Consider the following 18,626-nt stretch of genomic DNA (forward strand, 5'->3'; position numbering starts at 1 on the left):
TGGGCTCCGGTTTTACAGATATCTGCATAACAGTCTTGATGAATATCCCCTGGGCCAGTGCTTGAGCAACAAGTCACCAAGGCTCAGGCATTCATCGAGCAGTTATTAAACTGGGAACAGTTCGCCCAGTTTCATTGCCAGCATCATGTCGCCTTCGGCGCGCAGTTTGCCAGCCATGAACGCTTGCATACCGTCGGTTTCGCCGCTGGTGATGCCTTTCAGGGTTTCGGTGTCCATGATCAGCGTCACGTTGGCGTCAGCGCTTTCGCCTTGGTGAACGGCGCAGGTGCCGTCTTTAACGACCAGGTAGTGGTTCTCGCCATCTTCGATGTTGAACTGGAAAACCAGGTCCAGGCCTGCGGCTGCATCGGCGTTGAACTTGGAATTCATGGTTTGGACGATGTCTGCAACGCTCATGGTGTATTCCTTTATTTTCAAGTTTTATTGCGCCTAGGCGCATGTATTTAGAGCTCACCGATAAGTGATGAGTTCTGGGGTCTTCTCCAGCGCTAAATGCACATTGCTGTTGAAGGAAGCCAGGCTCACCTGTTTGCCGCGAAACCTCAGGCAACTCAGTGAGCTGTTAACGATTTGCCAGTTAAGCTCAAAAGCTTTATCCGGGCGTATACCGGTGATCAGTTGAAGCAAGGCGGTGATTGTGCCGCCTGAGGTAAACACGGCAATGCTTTCTTTATCATGCGCCGTTTCCAGCAAGCGGTTGAGGCCTTGCTCAACTTGGGCAACAAAACTGAGCCAGCTTTGAAGTCCCGGTTTGTCATGCTCACCACTGATCCAGCGGCCGATCAGAAGGGCAAACAGACGTTGAAACTCGTTACGCTGCTGTTTGGCGTTGCGTAATATTTCAAGCGCTTGCGGTTCCTCAGCCGTTATGTCCGGGAGCAGGGTGCGAATAACCGCTTCGGCATCAAACTCATTAAACGCTGAATCAATTTGTAATTGCGGTGCTGCATAACCCAATTTGCTCAACTCAGCCATGGCTGAGGTGGCTGTATGCTGCTGGCGGCGTAAATTACCGCTGATGCAGCGATCAAGACGAATGCCTTGGGCGGCTAAATGCGCGCCCACTATTTCAGCCTGACGGATCCCTATCGGCGACAGCACATCATAATCATCACTGCCGAAGGAGGCTTGGCCATGTCGAATCAGGTAAATTTTGCCCACGTGCGCTGGTATCCAGGTACGTTGAAGTTTAGCGAGGGTATGGGCTTCACAGGGATGCTGTCAACGAAAAAACATACGCTTGTTTGAATCACTGTGTTGCGGTGCTTCCCTCGCTGCGAAGTTGCTGGGTAATCGAACTATCCAGCAGCTGTTCAACTGTAATAGCGGATGCCGTGCGGCTGGCCTAGTACGTAAGCGTTGCTGTATGGGTTGGCATTAGCTGGTGTGATTGGGTTTGCCCCGCTGCAGGAAACCTCTGAAAAAACTACTGCGCTAGGTATTACTGTGTTGAAAAGCTGCTCAAAATGCTCATTTAGGACAACTAAAGTCGAGCGCGACCCCGGTCGCCTTTTCGCACCTTTTCGCCTTGTACTCCCTTCGCTCGTTACCTTTTTATGAGGCTCCCTAGGCGTTATCGAGGGAGATCGGTATGCTTGATCGATCTGCCTGCCAAGGCGTTTCCGAAGCGGTTTTCGGAGCGACCCGATGCGCTGTAGTTTTGAATATATTTTGAGGGAATAACGTGGATTTTCTTGCTGATTACGCAGGTTTTTTGGCCAAAACCGTTACTTTGGTTGTTGCAGTTCTAGTTGTGCTCATCGCTATTGGTGTCGCGCGTAGCAAGGGGCGGCGTGCGCCTGGACAGTTGCAGGTTAAAAAGCTCAACGACTTTTACAAGCAGTTGCGCCATGGCCTCGAAGAGTCCGTGCTGAATAAGGAGCAGCTCAAGCAATTACACAAGGCTGAGGCCAAAGCGGCCAAGCAGGAAAAGAAATCCCCTTCGACCAAGCCTCGTGTCTTTGTGTTGGATTTCGACGGTGATATCAAAGCCTCGGCTACCGATAATCTACGTCATGAAATCACTGCTTTGCTAAGCATTGCGACCGCTCAGGATGAAGTTGTTGTGCGTCTGGAAAGTGGTGGTGGCATGGTTCATAGCTACGGTTTGGCTTCGTCACAGTTGGTGCGCATTCGTGATGCGGGTGTGCCCTTGACCATTTGCATCGACAAGGTCGCAGCCAGTGGTGGTTATATGATGGCGTGCATCGGCGAGAAGATCATTTCTGCGCCATTCGCGATTCTTGGCTCAATTGGTGTGGTTGCGCAGTTGCCCAATGTGCACCGTTTGCTGAAAAAGCATGAAATTGATTTTGAAGTTCTCACTGCTGGCGAATACAAGCGCACCTTGACGGTGTTTGGTGAAAATACCGACAAAGGCAGGGAGAAGTTTCAGGAGGATCTGGAATCTACACACGAGTTGTTCAAGGGCTTCGTTTCGCGTTATCGCCCGCAACTTGATATTGATGCGATTGCCACCGGCGAAGTCTGGTTAGGCATGGCTGCGCAGGAAAAACTACTGGTTGATGAGTTGAAAACCAGTGATGAATACCTCGCCAACCGAGCTAAACAAGCTGAATTGTTTCATCTGCATTTCGCCCAGAAAAAAACGCTGCAAGAGCGCATTGGAATTGGCGCAAGTGTTGCGCTCGACCGCTTTGTGCTGAACTGGCTAAGCCGCCTGACTCAGCAACGCTTCTGGTAGGCATGGGTATAAATTAGCCTGTTTGGGGTGGAGTTAATTTTTAACCGCACTGGTTATCCTCACTAACTAGACGTACTAACTAGACGTACTAACTAGTGGTACTAAGCTGAGCGCTAAAACTTGGTGCCGGTTTACCCCAACTGACCGCTAGCTGATAACGTAGATTTTGGAGAGTCGCGATGAGTACATTCAATGCTTTGGTTGCGCGCGAGGGCGCCGACGGTAAATTTGAACAAGTGGTTATCCAGCGCGACATCAGCGATTTACCGGCCGGCGACCTGCTGATTCGGGTTAAGTACTCTTCGGTGAACTTTAAAGATGCATTGTCTGCGAGTGGCAGCAAGGCGGTGACCAGGCATTTCCCGCATACCCCAGGCATTGATGCGGCAGGTGTTGTCGAACGCTCAACTGTGAGTGGTTTCAAGGAGGGCGAAGAGGTAATCGTCACCGGTTACGACCTCGGTATGAATACCTCGGGAGGCTTGGCCGAATACATTCGCATACCTGCCGCATGGGCGATCAAATGCCCACAAGGCCTGACTCTGCGTGAGTCTATGGTTTTGGGTACTGCAGGTCTGACTGCTGCGCTGTGTATTGATAAGTTGCAGTCGGTGGGTGTGCGTCCAGAATCTGGGCCGATATTAGTCACAGGTGCAACCGGTGGTGTCGGTACGGTTGCGGTGTCACTGCTGACCAAGCTGGGTTATAGCGTGACAGCCTCTACTGGTAAAGCGTGGCAGAGTGACTTTCTGAAGGCACTTGGTGCGACCGAGGTGGTGTTACGCAGTGATTTACAGCAAGGCACTGAGCGGCCGCTGCTTAAAGAACAATGGGGGGCTGCTGTCGATACGGTTGGCGGCGCGATACTGTGTAACGTGATCAAATCTCTGCGCTATGGCGCAAGTGTCGCGGCCTGTGGTTTAACTGCGGGTGTAGACATGGACGGCACGGTATTGCCGTTTATTTTGCGCGGGGTCAACTTATTAGGTATTGATTCAGTTGAGTTGCCACTGGCAGTCAAAACTGCAGTTTGGAACAAGCTGGCAAACGAGTGGAAGCTCGATACCTTAGACAGCTTGGTGACTGAGGTCAGCCTTGAGCAAGTGCCTGAGGCGCTGGCAAAACTGCTCGAAGGTCAGATGGTTGGCCGGGTAGTCGTTGCTCTGAGTTAGGTTGGAGCCGGGCCAGCGCTATATAGCACCCGCCCGGAGCGTTTAGGACACAACCTAGAAGTTGTAGAGCATGCCTAAGCTAAGGCTTTTGATGCGGGTGTCGTAGAAGTCGATATTGCTGTCTTCCTGGCCATAGTTGGCTACGGCTCGAGCACGCCAGTTCTTCAGGCCGAACGGCTCTTTATAGGTCGCGGCAAAGGAAATACCTAGGCGATCAATGTCAGCTTTTTTGTCATAGATTGGATTGCTATCATCGCTTTCTAGACGGCCCGCCAGCAAATTGGTTACCAATTCCCAGCGATCAAAACCGGTGTAAGCGTAGTTGAGCTCCATTTGATAGCCGTCCATAGCCATCGCATCGCCATCGAGATCACGGTTTATGTAGCTAAGGGTCGGGATCACAATGTGATCACTGCCAATGCCCCATACATAACGCACGTCGAGTTTTGATTCGTCACCTTCACGATCAAGCAAGCTGCGCTGGGCAGCAGTCAGGCCCAATGCATCACCGCTATTCTCATCGTCGATTTCGATCTTACGATGGGTATAGGTGACATCAAAGTTGGACTCAAAGATGTGTTCCCAAGCCATGCGCGCACCGGAACTTGAACGGTCGGTTTCTTTGCGCTTGCCGTTGACTAGGTATGGGTCTTCCCAAACTTCCACTGGCGTCGAGGCAAGTGCGCTGACGCTGATATTGCCGAAGTGACCAATGCCCTGGCGCACACCCAGCGCAAGGGTGCCATCTTGGGTCAGGAAGTCTTCTAGTTCGGTACCGCCGAAGATAACGGTGCGGCTGCCTTTCAACTTATAGGACAGGCCGAAAGCAGGCACAATCTTGCTAAAGCTTTCGCTGTCTGGAGAACTGTTCAAAGAGTCGATGTGACTGTCACCAACATCAGTGCCGGCCAAGGTGGCAACCGTGTTGCTTTCCATGCGATTGGTGCTGGCGCCAAGGTATGCATAGCCACTGAAGCCATCTTTCTCGGGTATTCGGTCGAACGCTTGTGCAGAGCACGCTACCGTCATACCGAGGGCTGTAAGGGTAAGTCTATGCATGGGTTACTCCTGTAAACGCAGCTGGGCTGGGTGATGATGCAAATGATTGTGACCTAGAAAACCACGCTTATTATAGGCGCGCGTATCAACGTAATAACGTCGTAGTCAGTTTGCCGAGTAAATTAGAACATGTTCTAGCGGCTGAGCGTCAGAAATATTACGGAGTTGAAGTTGTCTTTCTATGATTCGCTCTATTAATGTATTGATTCCTACGCAGAATTGTGATTTTGCTGAGTTTCTGGCCGTAGCTACAGGCAATAATAGAGGCAATAAAACTGACTGTATAAGTCGGGTATTAATAGTTAATTGCTTATTGGGTGATAAATGCTACTGGCGTTGAGGTCTCACTCGCAGGCGTTTATTTAATGATGGGTCAGTGTTTTGTTTCTTCCATTGACGGGGACTTATACCCGTCCAGCGCTGAAATGCGCGTGAAAAAGCACTGAGTTCAGAGTAGCCAAGGAGTTCGGCAAGCTGAGTTAGGCTGGTCGATGAGTCGCGTAAGTAGCGCGTTGCCAAAGACTCTCGGGTCTGGTCGAGCAGGTTCTGAAATGAGGTGCCTTCCTCAGCTAAATAGCGTTGCAAGGTCCGGGTGCTCAGCATCATGTAGTCAGCAATCTGTTCAATGGTGACGCGACCATTGGGCAAGAAATTACGCAGAAGTTGCTGTACGTAGCCGGGCAGTTCACCGAGTTGCAGTTCATCGAGGTTATCCAGGTGCTTCTGCAGCAGCTTGTGCAGTTCTTCATCGGCAGAACTTAAAGGGATTTCCAGTAATTTGGCATCAAACAACCACGCGTGATACGGGCTGTTGAACTGAGGTGTCACATCCCAGGCGCGTCGGTAGCTGTTCGGGCTGGCGAGTGGCGCATGCTGTAGCAGAACGCCTTGCGGCTGCCAACGATTGCCGAGCAGGGTACGCATAAGTTGTGCACCGACTGAAATTGCCAGTTCAGCCGCCTGAGGTAAGCCCGGCAGATTTTGCTCTTCCGTTTGATAACACAACAGTACATGGCGACCTTGAACTTCGATACGTACTTCTGCGGCGCCCATATGCAGGTGGAAATAGTTACCGAGGTCGCGCAGCGCCTCGCCGACATTGCGAGCATTACGGATTAAATAAATCAGCGGCCCAAAGACACTTATGCCTTGGTGCAGCCCATAGTGCAATCCAAATAGAGGGTCGTTGCTTTTTAGCGAGCTAATGTTCAGCAAGTTGACAAACTTGCGATATGAAATCATCGTCTCCTGACTATTTAGGATATCGCTAGGCAGCTTGGCTTGAGCAAGAAGTTCGGTCGGATTGAGCCCCTTGCTGAGGGCAAATGCATGATAACCGGACAGCGTAGAGGCGCGTGCAAAGTCGGTCATATTGGGGCCGTTTATTGTTATATGTTACAAAAAATTAAATAGTTAGTGTGGCGCTGATAGTCTTGTTGTTGTCATGAAATGTCAAGTTTTTGGTTGTTTTTCACTCTGGCTCGCTGGACTGAAAAAATGTTGTTGCGTAACGCTTGCAAACATAATGAAGTGACTATTCAATCGGCATCAGGACACACCGATAATCAGACGGATTAGAAACCACTGAAAGCGGCTCGCATTCGACGGGTTGTAAATGTGCACTCTTAACGGCTTTAGAGTGCAGCACCGGCTGTCCCAGCATCCCTAGCGCAGTAGTTCTAGCTGTTCGTTAGCACCTCCCAGCATATTAAGGATTACGTTTTGTTTTACATTCGCTCTTTCATGATTAGTTTGCTGGTTGTTGCGTTGGGACATACAGCGGTATTCGCAGAAGAAGCTCCAGTACCTGCAATGGCTCAACAGGCCGAAGGCTATGCGCCAGAAGGTGCCTGTGACAGTTGCCACACTCAGCAAGTTAAGGACTGGAAAGACTCTGATCATGCATGGGCGATGCGCAAAGCTACTGCAGATAATGTGTTGGGTGACTTCAATAACGCGACATTCAAAGAGGGTGAAATTCAAGCGCGTTTTTTTAAACGCGATCACAAGTATTTCGTCAATATTGAAGGTGAAGACGGCAAGCTCCATGATTTCGAAATTGCCTACATCTTTGGCCATGATCCGCTGCAACAATATTTGGTTGAGTTTGATCGCGGCCGTTTGCAAAGCCTGACTATCGCTTGGGACTCTCGTGCCAAGGCCGCTGGCGGCCAGCGTTGGTTCTCTCTGTATCCGGGGCAGAAATTTACCCCGGATGATGCATTGCATTGGACTGGACGCTATCAGAACTGGAACGCGATGTGTGCAGATTGCCATTCGAGCAACCTGCAAAAAAACTACGACGACAAAACCGACTCATTTGCGACCACGTGGCATGAACAGAATGTGGGATGCCAAAGCTGTCATGGTCCGGGTCAAGCGCATGTCGATTGGGCTGGTAAGGCTAAAGAGCAAGCATCAACAGAGCAAAGCTACAGCACGGCTGCGGATATCGGGTTGCCAGTCGACTTCAAAAAGCTGGGGAGTCACGGTCAGGTAGAACAATGCGCGCGCTGCCATAGTCGTCGGCAGTCATTGGGCGTAGGCCCGCTTCCGGGTGAGCCACTGTTGAACACGATGCTGCCATCGACTTTGCGCCCTGATCTTTACCATGCGGACGGCCAGATTGACGGAGAGGTCTACGTCTATGGCTCATTCACGCAAAGTAAAATGTCTGCGGCCGGGGTGACCTGTACTGACTGCCACAACCCGCACAGTAACAAGGTCAAGATCGAAGGTAACGGTCTGTGCTTGCAGTGCCACACCGAAACCCCTCCTGAGCGCTTTCCAAGTCTGCGGGCGAAAAATTACGACAGTCCTGAGCATCATCATCACCCGGTGGATTCAGAAGGGGCTCAGTGCGTCAACTGCCATATGCCGACCAAGACGTACATGGTGGTTGACCCAAGGCGCGACCACAGCTTCCGCATCCCACGACCCGACCTAAATGAAATTACCGGCAGCCCAGATGCTTGCACGGCATGTCATACCGATCAAAAACCGAAATGGGCCGCTGATGCAATCAAGGGCTGGTTCGGTACACCCGCATTGCCGACTCAATACGGTGAGGCGTTTCAGGCTGTACGCCAAGGCCACCCAGACTCAATTAGCCAACTGGCTGGTTTGATCACTGACTTGGGTAAACCTGAAATTGTTCGTGCAACGGCTGCCGATCAACTGGCAAATATGGGGGCTCCAGCCGTCTCCGCGCTTGAACCGGCACTTAAGGATGACAGTGCCTGGGTTCGCGCAAGTGCTGCTTCGGGTTTTGTTGGGCTGAGCCCGGTCGAGCGAGTTAAACGCTTATTGCCGCTAATGGATGACCCGCATTTGGCGGTTAGAGATGAAGCCGTGCGCGCACTGGCGGGGATTCCGTTGATTGCTTTGCCGAAGGATCGTCGTGAAGACTTTAGCGCGGCCTTGCAAGACTATGAAAAACGCCTGCGCTCGAATGCCGATTTGCCTGGCAATCGACTCAATCTTGCAGTGCTGATGGAGCGGCAAGGGCGCGTGCTTGAAGCACTTGAGCAGTATCGTCAAGCCTTGAAGCTCGATCCATACTTCTCGCCAGCCCGGGTCAATTTGGTAACGCTGGCTAATAGCAATCTGCGTCAGGGCGAGGCTATCAGCGCCTTGCGTGAAGGCCTGGCGTTGCCAGATATGCCGCAAGGCGATCGCGGTAATTTGGCCTACATGTTTGCGTTGTTGCTGGTTGAGGCCAAGCAGCAAGAGGAAGCACTGAAGTGGATGGATATTGCTGCGCAGGCGCTGCCTGAGAATCCACGCATTCTCTATAACCAAGGATTGCTCAACATGCAGATGAAGCGCCCGGCGCAAGCGGTAAAAGCGCTGGAAGCGAGCGTTGCACTAAACCCCAATGATCCGGATGTGCTGTATGCATTGTTGTTTATGAATGCAACATCGGGCAATCGTGAAAAAGCCGCTGAATACTATCAGCGCATGCAGCAAGTCGCGCCCAACGATCCACGTTTTCAGCAATTACAGAAGCAGGGCGGACCGCGCTAAGGCTTATAACATCACAGGCTTGGCGCCCGAGTGCCAAGCCTGTGTGAAGCTACACCATGGCCTCTATTGTTGTGCTGCGCGGCGGTTGGTGCTGGCTTGAACCACGCGTTCAGCTGGAATCCGTAGTTGACGCAACAGGTATTGCGCGAATTGTGCAGGGTAGTCTTGCCGTTCTATTGCCAGCTTCATGCAGTGTAGCCAGGCCTCGCTGTGCGCTTGATCGATCGGCCACTTAGCGTGGAATGCCGGGATCGAGATTGAGCCGTATTTTTCGCTGAACAGTCTGGGGCCGCCCAGCCAGCCGCTAAGAAAACATGCCAGCTTGTCACGCGCCATATCCAAGCTAGCTGAATGCATGGCCCGCACATCCCGTGCTAGTGGTTCGCTGTCGAGGAGCAGGTAAAAGTCGTCGACGAGTTTACGTATGCCATCAATTCCTCCTGCCGCTTGGTATGAAGCGTCAGCGTTGCCGTATTCGTTTGCTGGGGTCATGACAAGGTCTCAGCTTAGCGTTGCGCAGATTATCGTGTGGTTGGTTGGGGGCGTTGTTTAATTGCGGTCTATGCTCAGTTTGATAACCCAAATCAAGGAAATAGCACATGCTATCTAACATTGCTGCATTGATAATTTTGGCGCTGGATATCTGGGCGATAATCAATATCGTCAAAAGCAATGCAGAGACTGGCAAGAAAGTATTATGGGTGATTCTGGTGCTGTTGTTGCCAGTGATTGGCTTGATTATCTGGGCACTTATGGGCCCACGGGGTAACGTCAAGCTATAAGGATAACAATGCCTGCTCAGGGAATGAGGCACCTTCCAGCGTCAGTAACTGCGCCTTGCGTTGCAAGCCGCCAGCATAGCCGGTAAGGCTACCGTCGCGGCCAATGACTCGGTGACAGGGAATGATCACCGAGATTGGATTTGCACCATTAGCCGTGCCGACTGCGCGCACGGCTTTAGGGTTGCCAATCTGCTCGGCAAGTCTGCTGTAATAACTGGTACTGCCATAAGGAATGTCTTGCAGGGCTTTCCATACTCGCTGCTGAAACACCGTGCCTTGTGGCGCCAGGCGCAGATCAAAGCTTTTACGGCGTCCGGCGAAGTACTCATCGAGTTGCAGGCAGACGTCGTCAAACTGTTTGCCCGCAAGTTGCCAGTCCGTGCCGATAGTCCACGGGTGACGTTCTACGTCCATTAACAGTTGTTGCAAGCCGCTATCGTCGCCACTGAGAAATAAGCGGCCGATTGCACTGTCGTGATAACGATAAAACACACTCATACCTCGGAATAGTTTTGCCACAAATGTGCTGCCGCATAGGCTCGCCATGGACGCCATGCTTCTGCGTGAGCATGCAGTTGTTTAGCACTGATACCTTGTTCACCCCAGACAGGTGCTTTAAGTAGGCCCAGGTCGCTTGCTGGAAAAGCATCCGGTTCGCCAAATGCGCGCAAAGCAATGTATTCGGCAGTCCAGGGGCCAATGCCGGGGAGGGCGCAAAGTTTCTCCACCAGCGCCAGATAACCCTGTTGCATGCTCAGCTGCAACTCACCACTGGCAATCTGTCCGGCAAAATATTGCAGCGTTTGCACACGTTTGCCGGGCATGCCGATACCATCAAGATTCGCCTCGGCGATAGCTTGTGGCAATGGGAACAGCCGCTCAATACCTTCTGGATTGGCACCGGTTAACGGCTCACCCAAGCGGCTGACCAAGCGACCGGTGACGGTGACAGCAGCCTTTACTGTGACCTGCTGGCCAACAATTGCGCGCACCGCCTGTTCAAATGGGTCAAATGCAGTGGGCAAGCGCAGGCCGGGGTTGCGTTTGACTAACTCAGCGACATGCGGATCAGCACTGAAGTGTTGAGCAATCGCCAGCGGATCGGCGTCAAGATCAAACATGCGCCGAACTCGCGGAATCAGTTGATCAATCGCACCGAGTGCTGACTCACTGACGCTGAGTTTGAGCGCATCTTGCTCAGCTAGGGGCTCAATACTGAACCAACCCGCGTGTTCGCCCAACCGGAAACTGCGTGTGTAGCGGTCATCGCTCAGATGCTCGACGCCGAGTAGCTTGCGTAAAGCAAAATGTGCATGAAATTGTTGCCAGTGCCACGGCGCGCTGTAAGGCAGTAAAACGGGTGATTCGCTGGAGGTCTTCATGCCTCGACAATAACGCCGCGAGGCTGTTTTGTCAGGTGTTATAGGTAATACAGGTTCGACCTGTCATATGGTGCAACGTAGAATAGCCGCCTTGATTTATTTGGCCGTCAGTATGGCCGTCAATCGCACGGGCTTATTGGTCTGCCGCGATACTTTATTTCGACGATTTTTCTCGGCATTCGCAATTGTTGCGTGTGTCAGTCATGTTTTGAGTTTGCTAGGAGCACGCCCATGAGCGATTACCAAGAAACGCTTTACCCTGGCTACGGCCAGCGCTTTGCAATGGATAAACTATTGCATGAAGTTCGCACCGAGCATCAGCATTTGGTGATCTTTGAGAATGCGCGCATGGGCCGGGTGATGGCTCTTGATGGTGTGATCCAAACCACTGAAGCCGATGAGTTTATCTACCATGAAATGCTCACCCATGTGCCGATTCTCGCCCATGGTCTGGCCAAGCGTGTATTGATTATCGGGGGTGGTGACGGTGGCATGCTGCGCGAGGTGTGCAAGCACGATTCGGTTGAGCACATCACCATGGTCGAAATCGACGGCACCGTGGTCGATATGTGCAAAGAGTTTCTGCCCAACCACTCAAGTGGTGCCTATGACGATTCACGGCTGAATTTGGTCATCGATGATGGCATGCGCTTTGTTGCAACTACCGAAGAGAAGTTCGATGTGATCATCTCTGACTCAACCGACCCAATCGGTCCGGGCGAGGTGTTGTTCTCTGACAACTTCTACCAGGCCTGCCGGCGTTGTCTGAACGATGGCGGAATCCTGGTAACGCAAAATGGCACGCCGTTCATGCAACTTTCTGAAGTGCAAACCACGGCAGGGCGGATGAATGGCTTATTCCGCGACTGGCATTTTTATATGGCAGCGGTGCCGACCTATATTGGCGGCAGCATGACGTTCGCGTGGGGCAGTACTGATCCGGCTTATCGAAAAGTCTCGTTGGAAACTTTATGTGCTCGTTTCACCGGCAGTGGGATTGTGACCCGGTACTACAATCCGGCGATTCATATCGCTGCATTTGCGTTGCCGCAGTATGTTCTGCAAGCAATCAACAAGCCGAGCAATGACTGTATAGAGTAAGTCTTAAAGTCGTAAAAAAAGGGCCTGATTCGGCCCTTTTTTGTGCATGATGACCCGTCCTGAATAAGGTTTTGACCCGTCCTATAAACAAATCAGAAAGTGTAAAGCTATTTCAGGAATGGCCATGTTTTTACAGTGTGACACGATTTGCAGCAGACTCCGTGTTTGAAAAATCGAGTAAAAGACGGAATTTTCACACTTTAACGCAATGGGTTCTTTATTCTCGTCACCGTTCAGGCGCGTTGAACAGGACTCTGCCTGTGCGTTTATCAAGAACGTCTCGAAATAGTAAGTGTCTACCCGCGTTGAATCTATTCACCAGTTTTGTGCCGCGCGTGCGAGCGTTTTCTGCGGTTCGATGTGTGTTTAGGGAGCCTCTGAAAAAGGTAGCGAGCGACGGGAGTACAAGGCGAAAAGGTGCGAAAAGGCGACCGGGGTCGCGCTCGACTTTAGTTGGCCTAAATGAGCATTTTGAGCAGCTTTTCAACACAGTAATACCTAGCGGAGTAGTTTTTCAGAGGTTTCTTAGATAAAAACTGACGTGCTGACTTCAGCTTAAAATGATTGTCCAACGGATTCGGAACTACATGGCTACCAAGGTTAACAAGACGAACACTGAGTCACCTGCCGCGGCGCATTTCACCCCGACGATTAAAAGCCACTTGGGCTTCACTGCGCTCAGCGCTGTGGCGCTATTAGTTATATACGCATTATTGCGTGTGGCGCTGTTGGTCTATAACCGCGAGCTGATTAACGATGCGCCGGTGTCTACTTTCGTCGAGGCGTTCTACAACGGTTTTCGTTTCGATTTGCGCTTGGTGGTGTATGCCTGCGCGCCGTTGTTGTTGTCGCTGCTGAGTGTTAAAGCCATGTCCGCTCGTGGCTTTCATCGTGCATGGTTAACCTTCTTTGCCAGCGTCACCTTGTTCCTTGGGATTACCGAGCTGGATTTCTATCGCGAGTTTCACCAGCGCTTGAATAGTTTGGTTTTCCAGTACTTCGAAGAAGACCCTAAAACCGTCATGAGCATGATCTGGAACGGTTTTCCGGTGGCGCGTTATTTGATCGCCTGGGCGATAGCTACATGGCTATTGGCCAAGTTATTCAAAGCATTGGATTTGCTCAGCCGACCGAATGTCTCTACAGCGGGCCCTCGCAAAGCCCCCGCATGGTATCTGCGCGGTTCGGTGTTTGTTGTGTGTTTGTTGATTGCGGTCATCGCTGCGCGCGGCCATCTGCGTCAAGGCCCGCCATTGCGTTGGGGCGATGCTTATACCACTGACTCCATGTTCGCTAACCAGTTGGGCCTGAACGGTACTTTGACGTTGGTTACCGCGGCAAGGGCCAGTTTTTCCTCGCATCGTGACAATGCATGGAAATCAACCATGCCCGACGAAGAAGCATTGGCAGCGGTGCGCAAGATGCTGCTGACGCCGAATGACAAGCTAGTCGATGCCGACACTGCTGCAATCCGTCGAGACTTCACCCCGCCTGCCGACAACACCTTGCCGGTGAAAAACGTGGTGGTGATCCTCATGGAAAGCTTTGCTGGACACTATGTTGGTGCGCTCGGGGCGCCGGGCAATATCACCCCGTACTTCGATGAGCTGGCCAAGGAGGGTCTGCTGTTTGATCGCTTCTTCTCTAACGGCACGCACACCCACCAGGGCATGTTTGCGACCATGGCGTGCTTCCCGAACTTGCCTAGCTTTGAATACCTGATGCGCATGCCAGAAGGTGCCCACCAGTTCTCTGGTCTGCCGCAGTTGCTCAGTGCCCGGGGTTACGACGACTTGTATGTCTACAACGGTAACTTTCAGTGGGACAACCAATCGGGTTTCTTTAGCAATCAGGGCATGACCAACTTCATCGGCCGTGAAGACTTCGTTGACCCGGTCTACATGGACAAAACGTGGGGCGTGTCTGATCAGGATATGTTCGATCGTGGTGCTGCAGAGCTAGAGAAGAACTTCGCAGGCAAAGACAAGCCGTTCTATGCCTTGCTGCAAACGCTGTCTAACCACACGCCGTACGCGTTGCCTGAAAACCTGCCGGTTGAGCCTGTCACAGGTCACGGTTCTACCGATCAGCACCTGACTGCAATGCGTTATTCGGACTGGGCGTTGGGCCAGTTTTTCGAGAAGGCGAAGAAGTCAAAATACTATAAAGACACTTTGTTTGTGATCGTTGGTGACCATGGTTTTGGCAGTAATGAACAGCTAACAGAGATGGATCTGTTTCGTTTCAACGTACCGCTGTTATTGATTGCACCGGGTGTCCAGGAGAAGTTTGGCAAGGTTAATCATAATGTCGGTACGCAGATTGATATCGTGCCAACCATCATGGGCCGTCTCGGCGGTGAGGTGCGTCACCAATGCTGGGGCCGTGATCTGCTGAACTTGCCAGAAGGTGATCAGGGCATAGGTGTGATCAAGCCGTCCGGCGGAGGGCAGACAGTTGCAATCGTAACGCCTGAGCGAATTTTGATTCAGCCAAAGGACATTGAGCCACGTCTATACGAGTACCAACTGGGTGCCAAGCCGAGTGCAACACGTTTGCACACTGATATCGATCCGACACTGCAAAAGGACCTCGAAGCCTTTCTGCAAACCGCTACCAAAAGCCTGCTCGATAACAGTGCCGGGGTAAAGGACAGTCTCAACAAGCAGTAATTAACCGGTTGGCAATTCTTGTCTGACTTCGAAAACCGCACTTGAACGTGCGGTTTTTTTTTTGCAGGGCTGCAAGTCAATTGGCTTACTTTTTATACCCGGCTATAAGAATAGACATGCAGGGCTTGTCGCTCGATTGTGCGACATACCAGTCATTTCACAGGACTATTTTCCATGACCGCACAATCAATCCTCGGCCTATGTCATAACTCTTGGGAGTCGCTGGAAAAAAGCAAACCTGATTGATGTCAGCACATTGGGCCTATAAGAATGAATAAAAAACCCGAAGCATGCACGGACGTGCGCGTAATAATTATTGGTACTGGCTTTGCGGGCCTGGGGCTCGCCATACAACTACAAAAGGCCGGTATCGATAGGTTTCTGCTGTTGGAGAAGGCAGAGGATGTTGGCGGGACGTGGCGTGACAACAGTTATCCAGGGGCAGCCTGTGACGTGCCATCGCATCTGTATTCCTTCTCGTTTGAACCCAAGTTGGATTGGACACGTAAGTTTGCCCCACAAGCCGAAATCCACAGCTACATGCAGCATTGCGCCGACAAGTATCAATTGCGCCCGCATATTCGCTTTAACAGCGAAGTGGCAAGCGCCACTTACGAGGCTGAGCACTCTCAATGGCGGGTTACGCTGGTAAGCGGCGAACAATTTGTTGCGCCAATACTGGTGAGTGCTTGTGGCCAGTTGAATCAACCTGCATATCCTTCGATACCCGGTCGTGACAGCTTTGCTGGCGAGGCTTTCCATTCGGCTCGTTGGCGCCACGATATCGACTTGACAGGCAAGCGCATCGCGGTCATTGGCACAGGCGCATCCGCCATTCAATTTGTGCCGCAAATTCAGGTAAATGCTGCTCATTTGACACTGTTTCAGCGCTCGGCGGCTTACGTGATCAGCAAACCTGATCGTGCCTATCGGCCATGGGAATTGGCTGTTATGCGTCGCTTTGGCTGGTTGCAGAAAATTGATCGTGGGCTCAAGTACATTCAGCATGAGTCGCGTGCGCTGGCGTTTGTGTCATTTCCACTGCTGCTCAAAGCCGGGCGTTTTAGCTTTAAGCGTGCGCTGGCGCGTGGTATTTCCGATAAGCAGTTGCGCAGTCAATTAGAGCCCGATTACCCAATCGGCTGTAAGCGTATTTTGATCAGCAATGATTACTACCCGGCGCTGAGCCAAGCCAATGTCAGTGTGGTCAGTCAGCGTATCAAGCAGATCAGCAACGATGCAGTCATCACTGAAGATGGTGTCGCGCATCCTTGTGATGTGCTGATTTACGGCACAGGCTTTATGGCTACAGACTTTTTGTCGCCGATGGCAATCACCGGGCTCGAGGGTCTTGACCTCAACCAAGTGTGGCGCGAGGGTGCCGAGGCCTATAAAGGCATTAGTGTCAGCGGCTTCCCTAATCTATTTCTGTTGTACGGGCCCAATACCAACTTGGGGCACAACTCGATCATTTATATGCTTGAGAGCCAATTTCGCTATGTGCTTGGTTGTATAGAGGCTTTAGACCGCTACAGCCTGACGGCACTTGATGTTAAGCCAGATGTGCAGCGCCAGTTTAATAACAAGATTCAACGCGCAATCCATCACACTGTGTGGGCCCAAGGGTGCACAAGTTGGTACCAGACAGCGTCGGGCAAGCACACAAACAACTGGCCAGGTTATACATTCAATTACCGGCGAATCACCCGAGCACCCGAACTACAGGATTATCAAACCATACCCGTACGCTTCACGCCTCCGGCGGATGCCCAGCCAGTTTTGCGCACAGTATTGCGTGGTGGGCTGAGGGTGCTGTTTCGCGGAATCGTCAGGCCGCCTGTACCGGTTGCGCTGCAACGCTGGCTGGTGACAGCCTTGGCAGCGGTTCATTGGGTCGAAACCGATGGCAGCCGCACTAAAGGCAAGATTGCTGGCCGTTCATGTGAGTGGTACAAGCCGAGCCAGGAAAGTGATGGTGTCATTCTTTATTTGCACGGTGGCGCCTATGTTATTGGCGGCGCTAATACACACCGGGCTATCTGTAAGACACTAATGAGCAAAGCTCAGGTCCAGCTCTGCGCACTGAACTACCGATTAGCACCTGAACATCCGTTTCCGGCTGCCCGTGATGATGCCGTCGCTGCATACCAAGCCTTGCTGGAGCAGGGGTTTGCGCCGAGTAAAATCATTATTGCGGGCGACTCTGCCGGCGGAAATCTAGCGCTGCTCACTGCGTTGCATCTGCGACACTTGGGGCTGGCGCTACCTCGCGCGTTGGTCTGTTTGTCGCCGCTTACGGATTTCAGCCTTGCTCAGTTGCATAAACCTGAAGGGGGCGACCCGATGCTCAGCCAAGCTTGGATGGAACAATCCAGGCGTGATTTTCTGTCTGCGCAGATAGCCCCGCAGGACCCAGCTGTATCTCCGGTATTTGCAGACCTAAGCGGGTTGCCGCCGATACTGATTCAGGTCGCAGAGCAAGAGCTGCTACTTAATGACAGCTTGCGGTTTGAGCAGCGTGCTAAAGAGGCCGGGGTTGATGTACGGCTAGAGTTATACCCCGGTGTCTGGCATGTCTTTCAGGCTCATGCTGGTTTACTCAAAGCCTCTGACTATGCATTGGCACGAGTTGTCAGCTTCATCCGCGAACAGGGGCTTATATGAATAATATTTTGATTACCGGCGCAGCTTCCGGTATCGGCGCAGCAACCGCTCGCTTGTTTCATTCGCGCGGATGGCGAGTGGGTTTGCTCGATATCAACGCCGAGGCGTTAGCCAGTTTATCTGCTGAGCTGAGTGGTAGCTGGTATCGCCAACTTGATGTGACTGATATTGATCAGGTGCAAGCCTCGCTCGCTGAGTTCTGTGCCAAACATGATGGCCAGCTGCGGCTGCTGTTCAACTGTGCAGGTATTCTCCGGTTCGGCTATTTCGAAGAAGTTGAACATGCAGAGCATATGCGCATTATGCAGATCAATGTGGCGGGGGTATTCAACATGACCCATGCTGCATTTAGCTACCTGAAAGCCACGCCTAATGCGCAGGTTATTAATATGGGCTCGGCGTCTGGTCTCTATGGCGTACCTGAAATGGCCACGTATTCAGCTTCAAAATTTGCTATTCGTGGGTTTACCGAGGCGCTGGATCTTGAGTGGGCACGCCACGATATCCGGGTTGCAGATTTGATGCCGCCGTTTGTAAATACGCCCATGGTTAGCAGTCAGCAGCACACCCCAGCAACATTGTCGCGCTTAGGGGTGAACCTTGAAGCTCGCGAAATAGCACACGCTGTGTGGCAGCAGATTGATAGCAATGCTGTACACCGCCCGATCAGCCTGCAATTTAAGCTGATGTATTGGGCGGGACAGATTTCACCCGCATGGATGTCACGCCTGAGTATGCGCTGGTTAAGCCGTAAGTAGGGCGGGTGATGTTATTTCGAAGTGCTTTGTATGGGCGCTGAACTCCAGCCTGAGGGGCTAAGGTGCATGTCACAAGCAAAAGCATGCATAAATTTTTTAACAGCGCTATTCTGCAATCAGAGGCGTCGCGTTGATATTCATGAGAAGCGTGTAACAGTGGAGGGGGGGCACGCTCTATAACGTAGCGTCTCAAGGCCTTGGGTCTACTTCAAGGCCATGACACATCAGTCAGGACCTAGTTTGCATTTTGTTGATACTCGGGCGACACGCTTCATGGTGTCGCGA

Annotated in this window: 15 protein-coding genes; 8 read left to right on the forward strand and 7 right to left on the reverse strand. The window is 51.9% G+C overall.

Annotated elements, in window-relative coordinates; all coding sequences use genetic code 11:
• Positions 1 to 105 precede the first annotated feature (105 nt).
• Both B9K09_RS09205 and B9K09_RS09210 read right to left on the reverse strand, forming a co-directional pair.
• Positions 106 to 417, reverse strand: coding sequence for an SCP2 sterol-binding domain-containing protein (locus B9K09_RS09205; protein ID WP_087516527.1), 312 nt, complete (start codon positions 415 to 417; stop codon positions 106 to 108).
• A gap of 54 nt (positions 418 to 471) precedes the next feature.
• Positions 472 to 1,182 carry a histidine phosphatase family protein gene (locus tag B9K09_RS09210; RefSeq protein WP_087516528.1) on the reverse strand — a complete coding sequence of 237 codons (711 nt, stop codon included), beginning with the start codon at positions 1,180 to 1,182 and terminating at the stop codon, positions 472 to 474.
• A 523-nt stretch (positions 1,183 to 1,705) separates the two neighbouring features.
• Between B9K09_RS09210 and sohB the strand changes: the two genes are divergently transcribed.
• The gene (gene sohB / locus B9K09_RS09215; protein WP_087516529.1) at positions 1,706 to 2,725 is read left to right on the forward strand and encodes a protease SohB; all 1,020 of its coding nucleotides are present in this window, start codon (positions 1,706 to 1,708) and stop codon (positions 2,723 to 2,725) included.
• A 179-nt stretch (positions 2,726 to 2,904) separates the two neighbouring features.
• Positions 2,905 to 3,897 carry a YhdH/YhfP family quinone oxidoreductase gene (locus tag B9K09_RS09220; RefSeq protein WP_087516530.1) on the forward strand — a complete coding sequence of 331 codons (993 nt, stop codon included), beginning with the start codon at positions 2,905 to 2,907 and terminating at the stop codon, positions 3,895 to 3,897.
• A gap of 54 nt (positions 3,898 to 3,951) precedes the next feature.
• Here B9K09_RS09220 and B9K09_RS09225 read toward each other — a convergent pair whose 3' ends face one another.
• Positions 3,952 to 4,956: a DUF2860 family protein gene (locus B9K09_RS09225; RefSeq protein ID WP_087516531.1), complete on the reverse strand. Its 1,005-nt coding sequence runs from the start codon at positions 4,954 to 4,956 to the stop codon at positions 3,952 to 3,954.
• 327 nt (positions 4,957 to 5,283) lie between these two features.
• Positions 5,284 to 6,327 carry an AraC family transcriptional regulator gene (locus tag B9K09_RS09230; protein WP_087516532.1) on the reverse strand — a complete coding sequence of 348 codons (1,044 nt, stop codon included), beginning with the start codon at positions 6,325 to 6,327 and terminating at the stop codon, positions 5,284 to 5,286.
• Between the two features lie 372 nt (positions 6,328 to 6,699).
• Here B9K09_RS09230 and B9K09_RS09235 point away from each other — a divergent pair, with 372 nt between their 5' ends.
• Positions 6,700 to 8,982 carry a tetratricopeptide repeat protein gene (locus B9K09_RS09235; RefSeq protein WP_177408717.1) on the forward strand — a complete coding sequence of 761 codons (2,283 nt, stop codon included), beginning with the start codon at positions 6,700 to 6,702 and terminating at the stop codon, positions 8,980 to 8,982.
• 63 nt (positions 8,983 to 9,045) lie between these two features.
• Here B9K09_RS09235 and B9K09_RS09240 read toward each other — a convergent pair whose 3' ends face one another.
• Positions 9,046 to 9,474 (reverse strand): group II truncated hemoglobin, encoded by a 429-nt coding sequence (locus B9K09_RS09240; RefSeq protein WP_087516534.1) that lies wholly within the window; start codon positions 9,472 to 9,474, stop codon positions 9,046 to 9,048.
• Positions 9,475 to 9,581: 107 nt separating this feature from the next.
• Between B9K09_RS09240 and B9K09_RS09245 the strand changes: the two genes are divergently transcribed.
• Positions 9,582 to 9,764, forward strand: a complete 183-nt coding sequence (locus tag B9K09_RS09245; RefSeq protein WP_087516535.1) for a PLDc N-terminal domain-containing protein — start codon at positions 9,582 to 9,584, stop codon at positions 9,762 to 9,764.
• On the opposite strand, the gene B9K09_RS09250 is transcribed toward B9K09_RS09245, so the two are convergent.
• Positions 9,759 to 10,256 carry a methylated-DNA--[protein]-cysteine S-methyltransferase gene (locus B9K09_RS09250; protein ID WP_087519051.1) on the reverse strand — a complete coding sequence of 166 codons (498 nt, stop codon included), beginning with the start codon at positions 10,254 to 10,256 and terminating at the stop codon, positions 9,759 to 9,761. The two genes, B9K09_RS09245 and B9K09_RS09250, sit on opposite strands and share 6 nt — an antisense overlap.
• Before the next feature lie 2 nt (positions 10,257 to 10,258).
• Complete coding sequence (locus tag B9K09_RS09255) at positions 10,259 to 11,146, reverse strand: DNA-3-methyladenine glycosylase (RefSeq protein WP_087516536.1); 888 nt, start codon at positions 11,144 to 11,146, stop codon at positions 10,259 to 10,261.
• Positions 11,147 to 11,377: 231 nt separating this feature from the next.
• Here B9K09_RS09255 and speE point away from each other — a divergent pair, with 231 nt between their 5' ends.
• The 4 genes from speE (at position 11,378) to B9K09_RS09275 (ending at position 18,341) form a co-directional block, all read left to right on the forward strand.
• Complete coding sequence (speE, locus tag B9K09_RS09260) at positions 11,378 to 12,247, forward strand: polyamine aminopropyltransferase (RefSeq protein ID WP_087516537.1); 870 nt, start codon at positions 11,378 to 11,380, stop codon at positions 12,245 to 12,247.
• Positions 12,248 to 12,834: 587 nt separating this feature from the next.
• Entirely contained in the window at positions 12,835 to 14,919 is a 2,085-nt protein-coding gene (locus B9K09_RS09265) for an LTA synthase family protein (protein WP_087516538.1), read from the forward strand.
• Positions 14,920 to 15,189: 270 nt separating this feature from the next.
• Complete coding sequence (locus B9K09_RS09270) at positions 15,190 to 17,583, forward strand: alpha/beta hydrolase fold domain-containing protein (protein WP_087516539.1); 2,394 nt, start codon at positions 15,190 to 15,192, stop codon at positions 17,581 to 17,583.
• Complete coding sequence (locus B9K09_RS09275) at positions 17,580 to 18,341, forward strand: SDR family oxidoreductase (protein WP_087516540.1); 762 nt, start codon at positions 17,580 to 17,582, stop codon at positions 18,339 to 18,341. The genes B9K09_RS09270 and B9K09_RS09275 overlap by 4 nt, the downstream gene beginning before the upstream one ends.
• Positions 18,342 to 18,626: the final 285 nt, after the last annotated feature.

Origin of the sequence: Pseudomonas sp. M30-35, from assembly GCF_002163625.1 — a bacterium.
In the GTDB taxonomy this organism is placed as follows: Bacteria; Pseudomonadota; Gammaproteobacteria; order Pseudomonadales; family Pseudomonadaceae; genus Aquipseudomonas.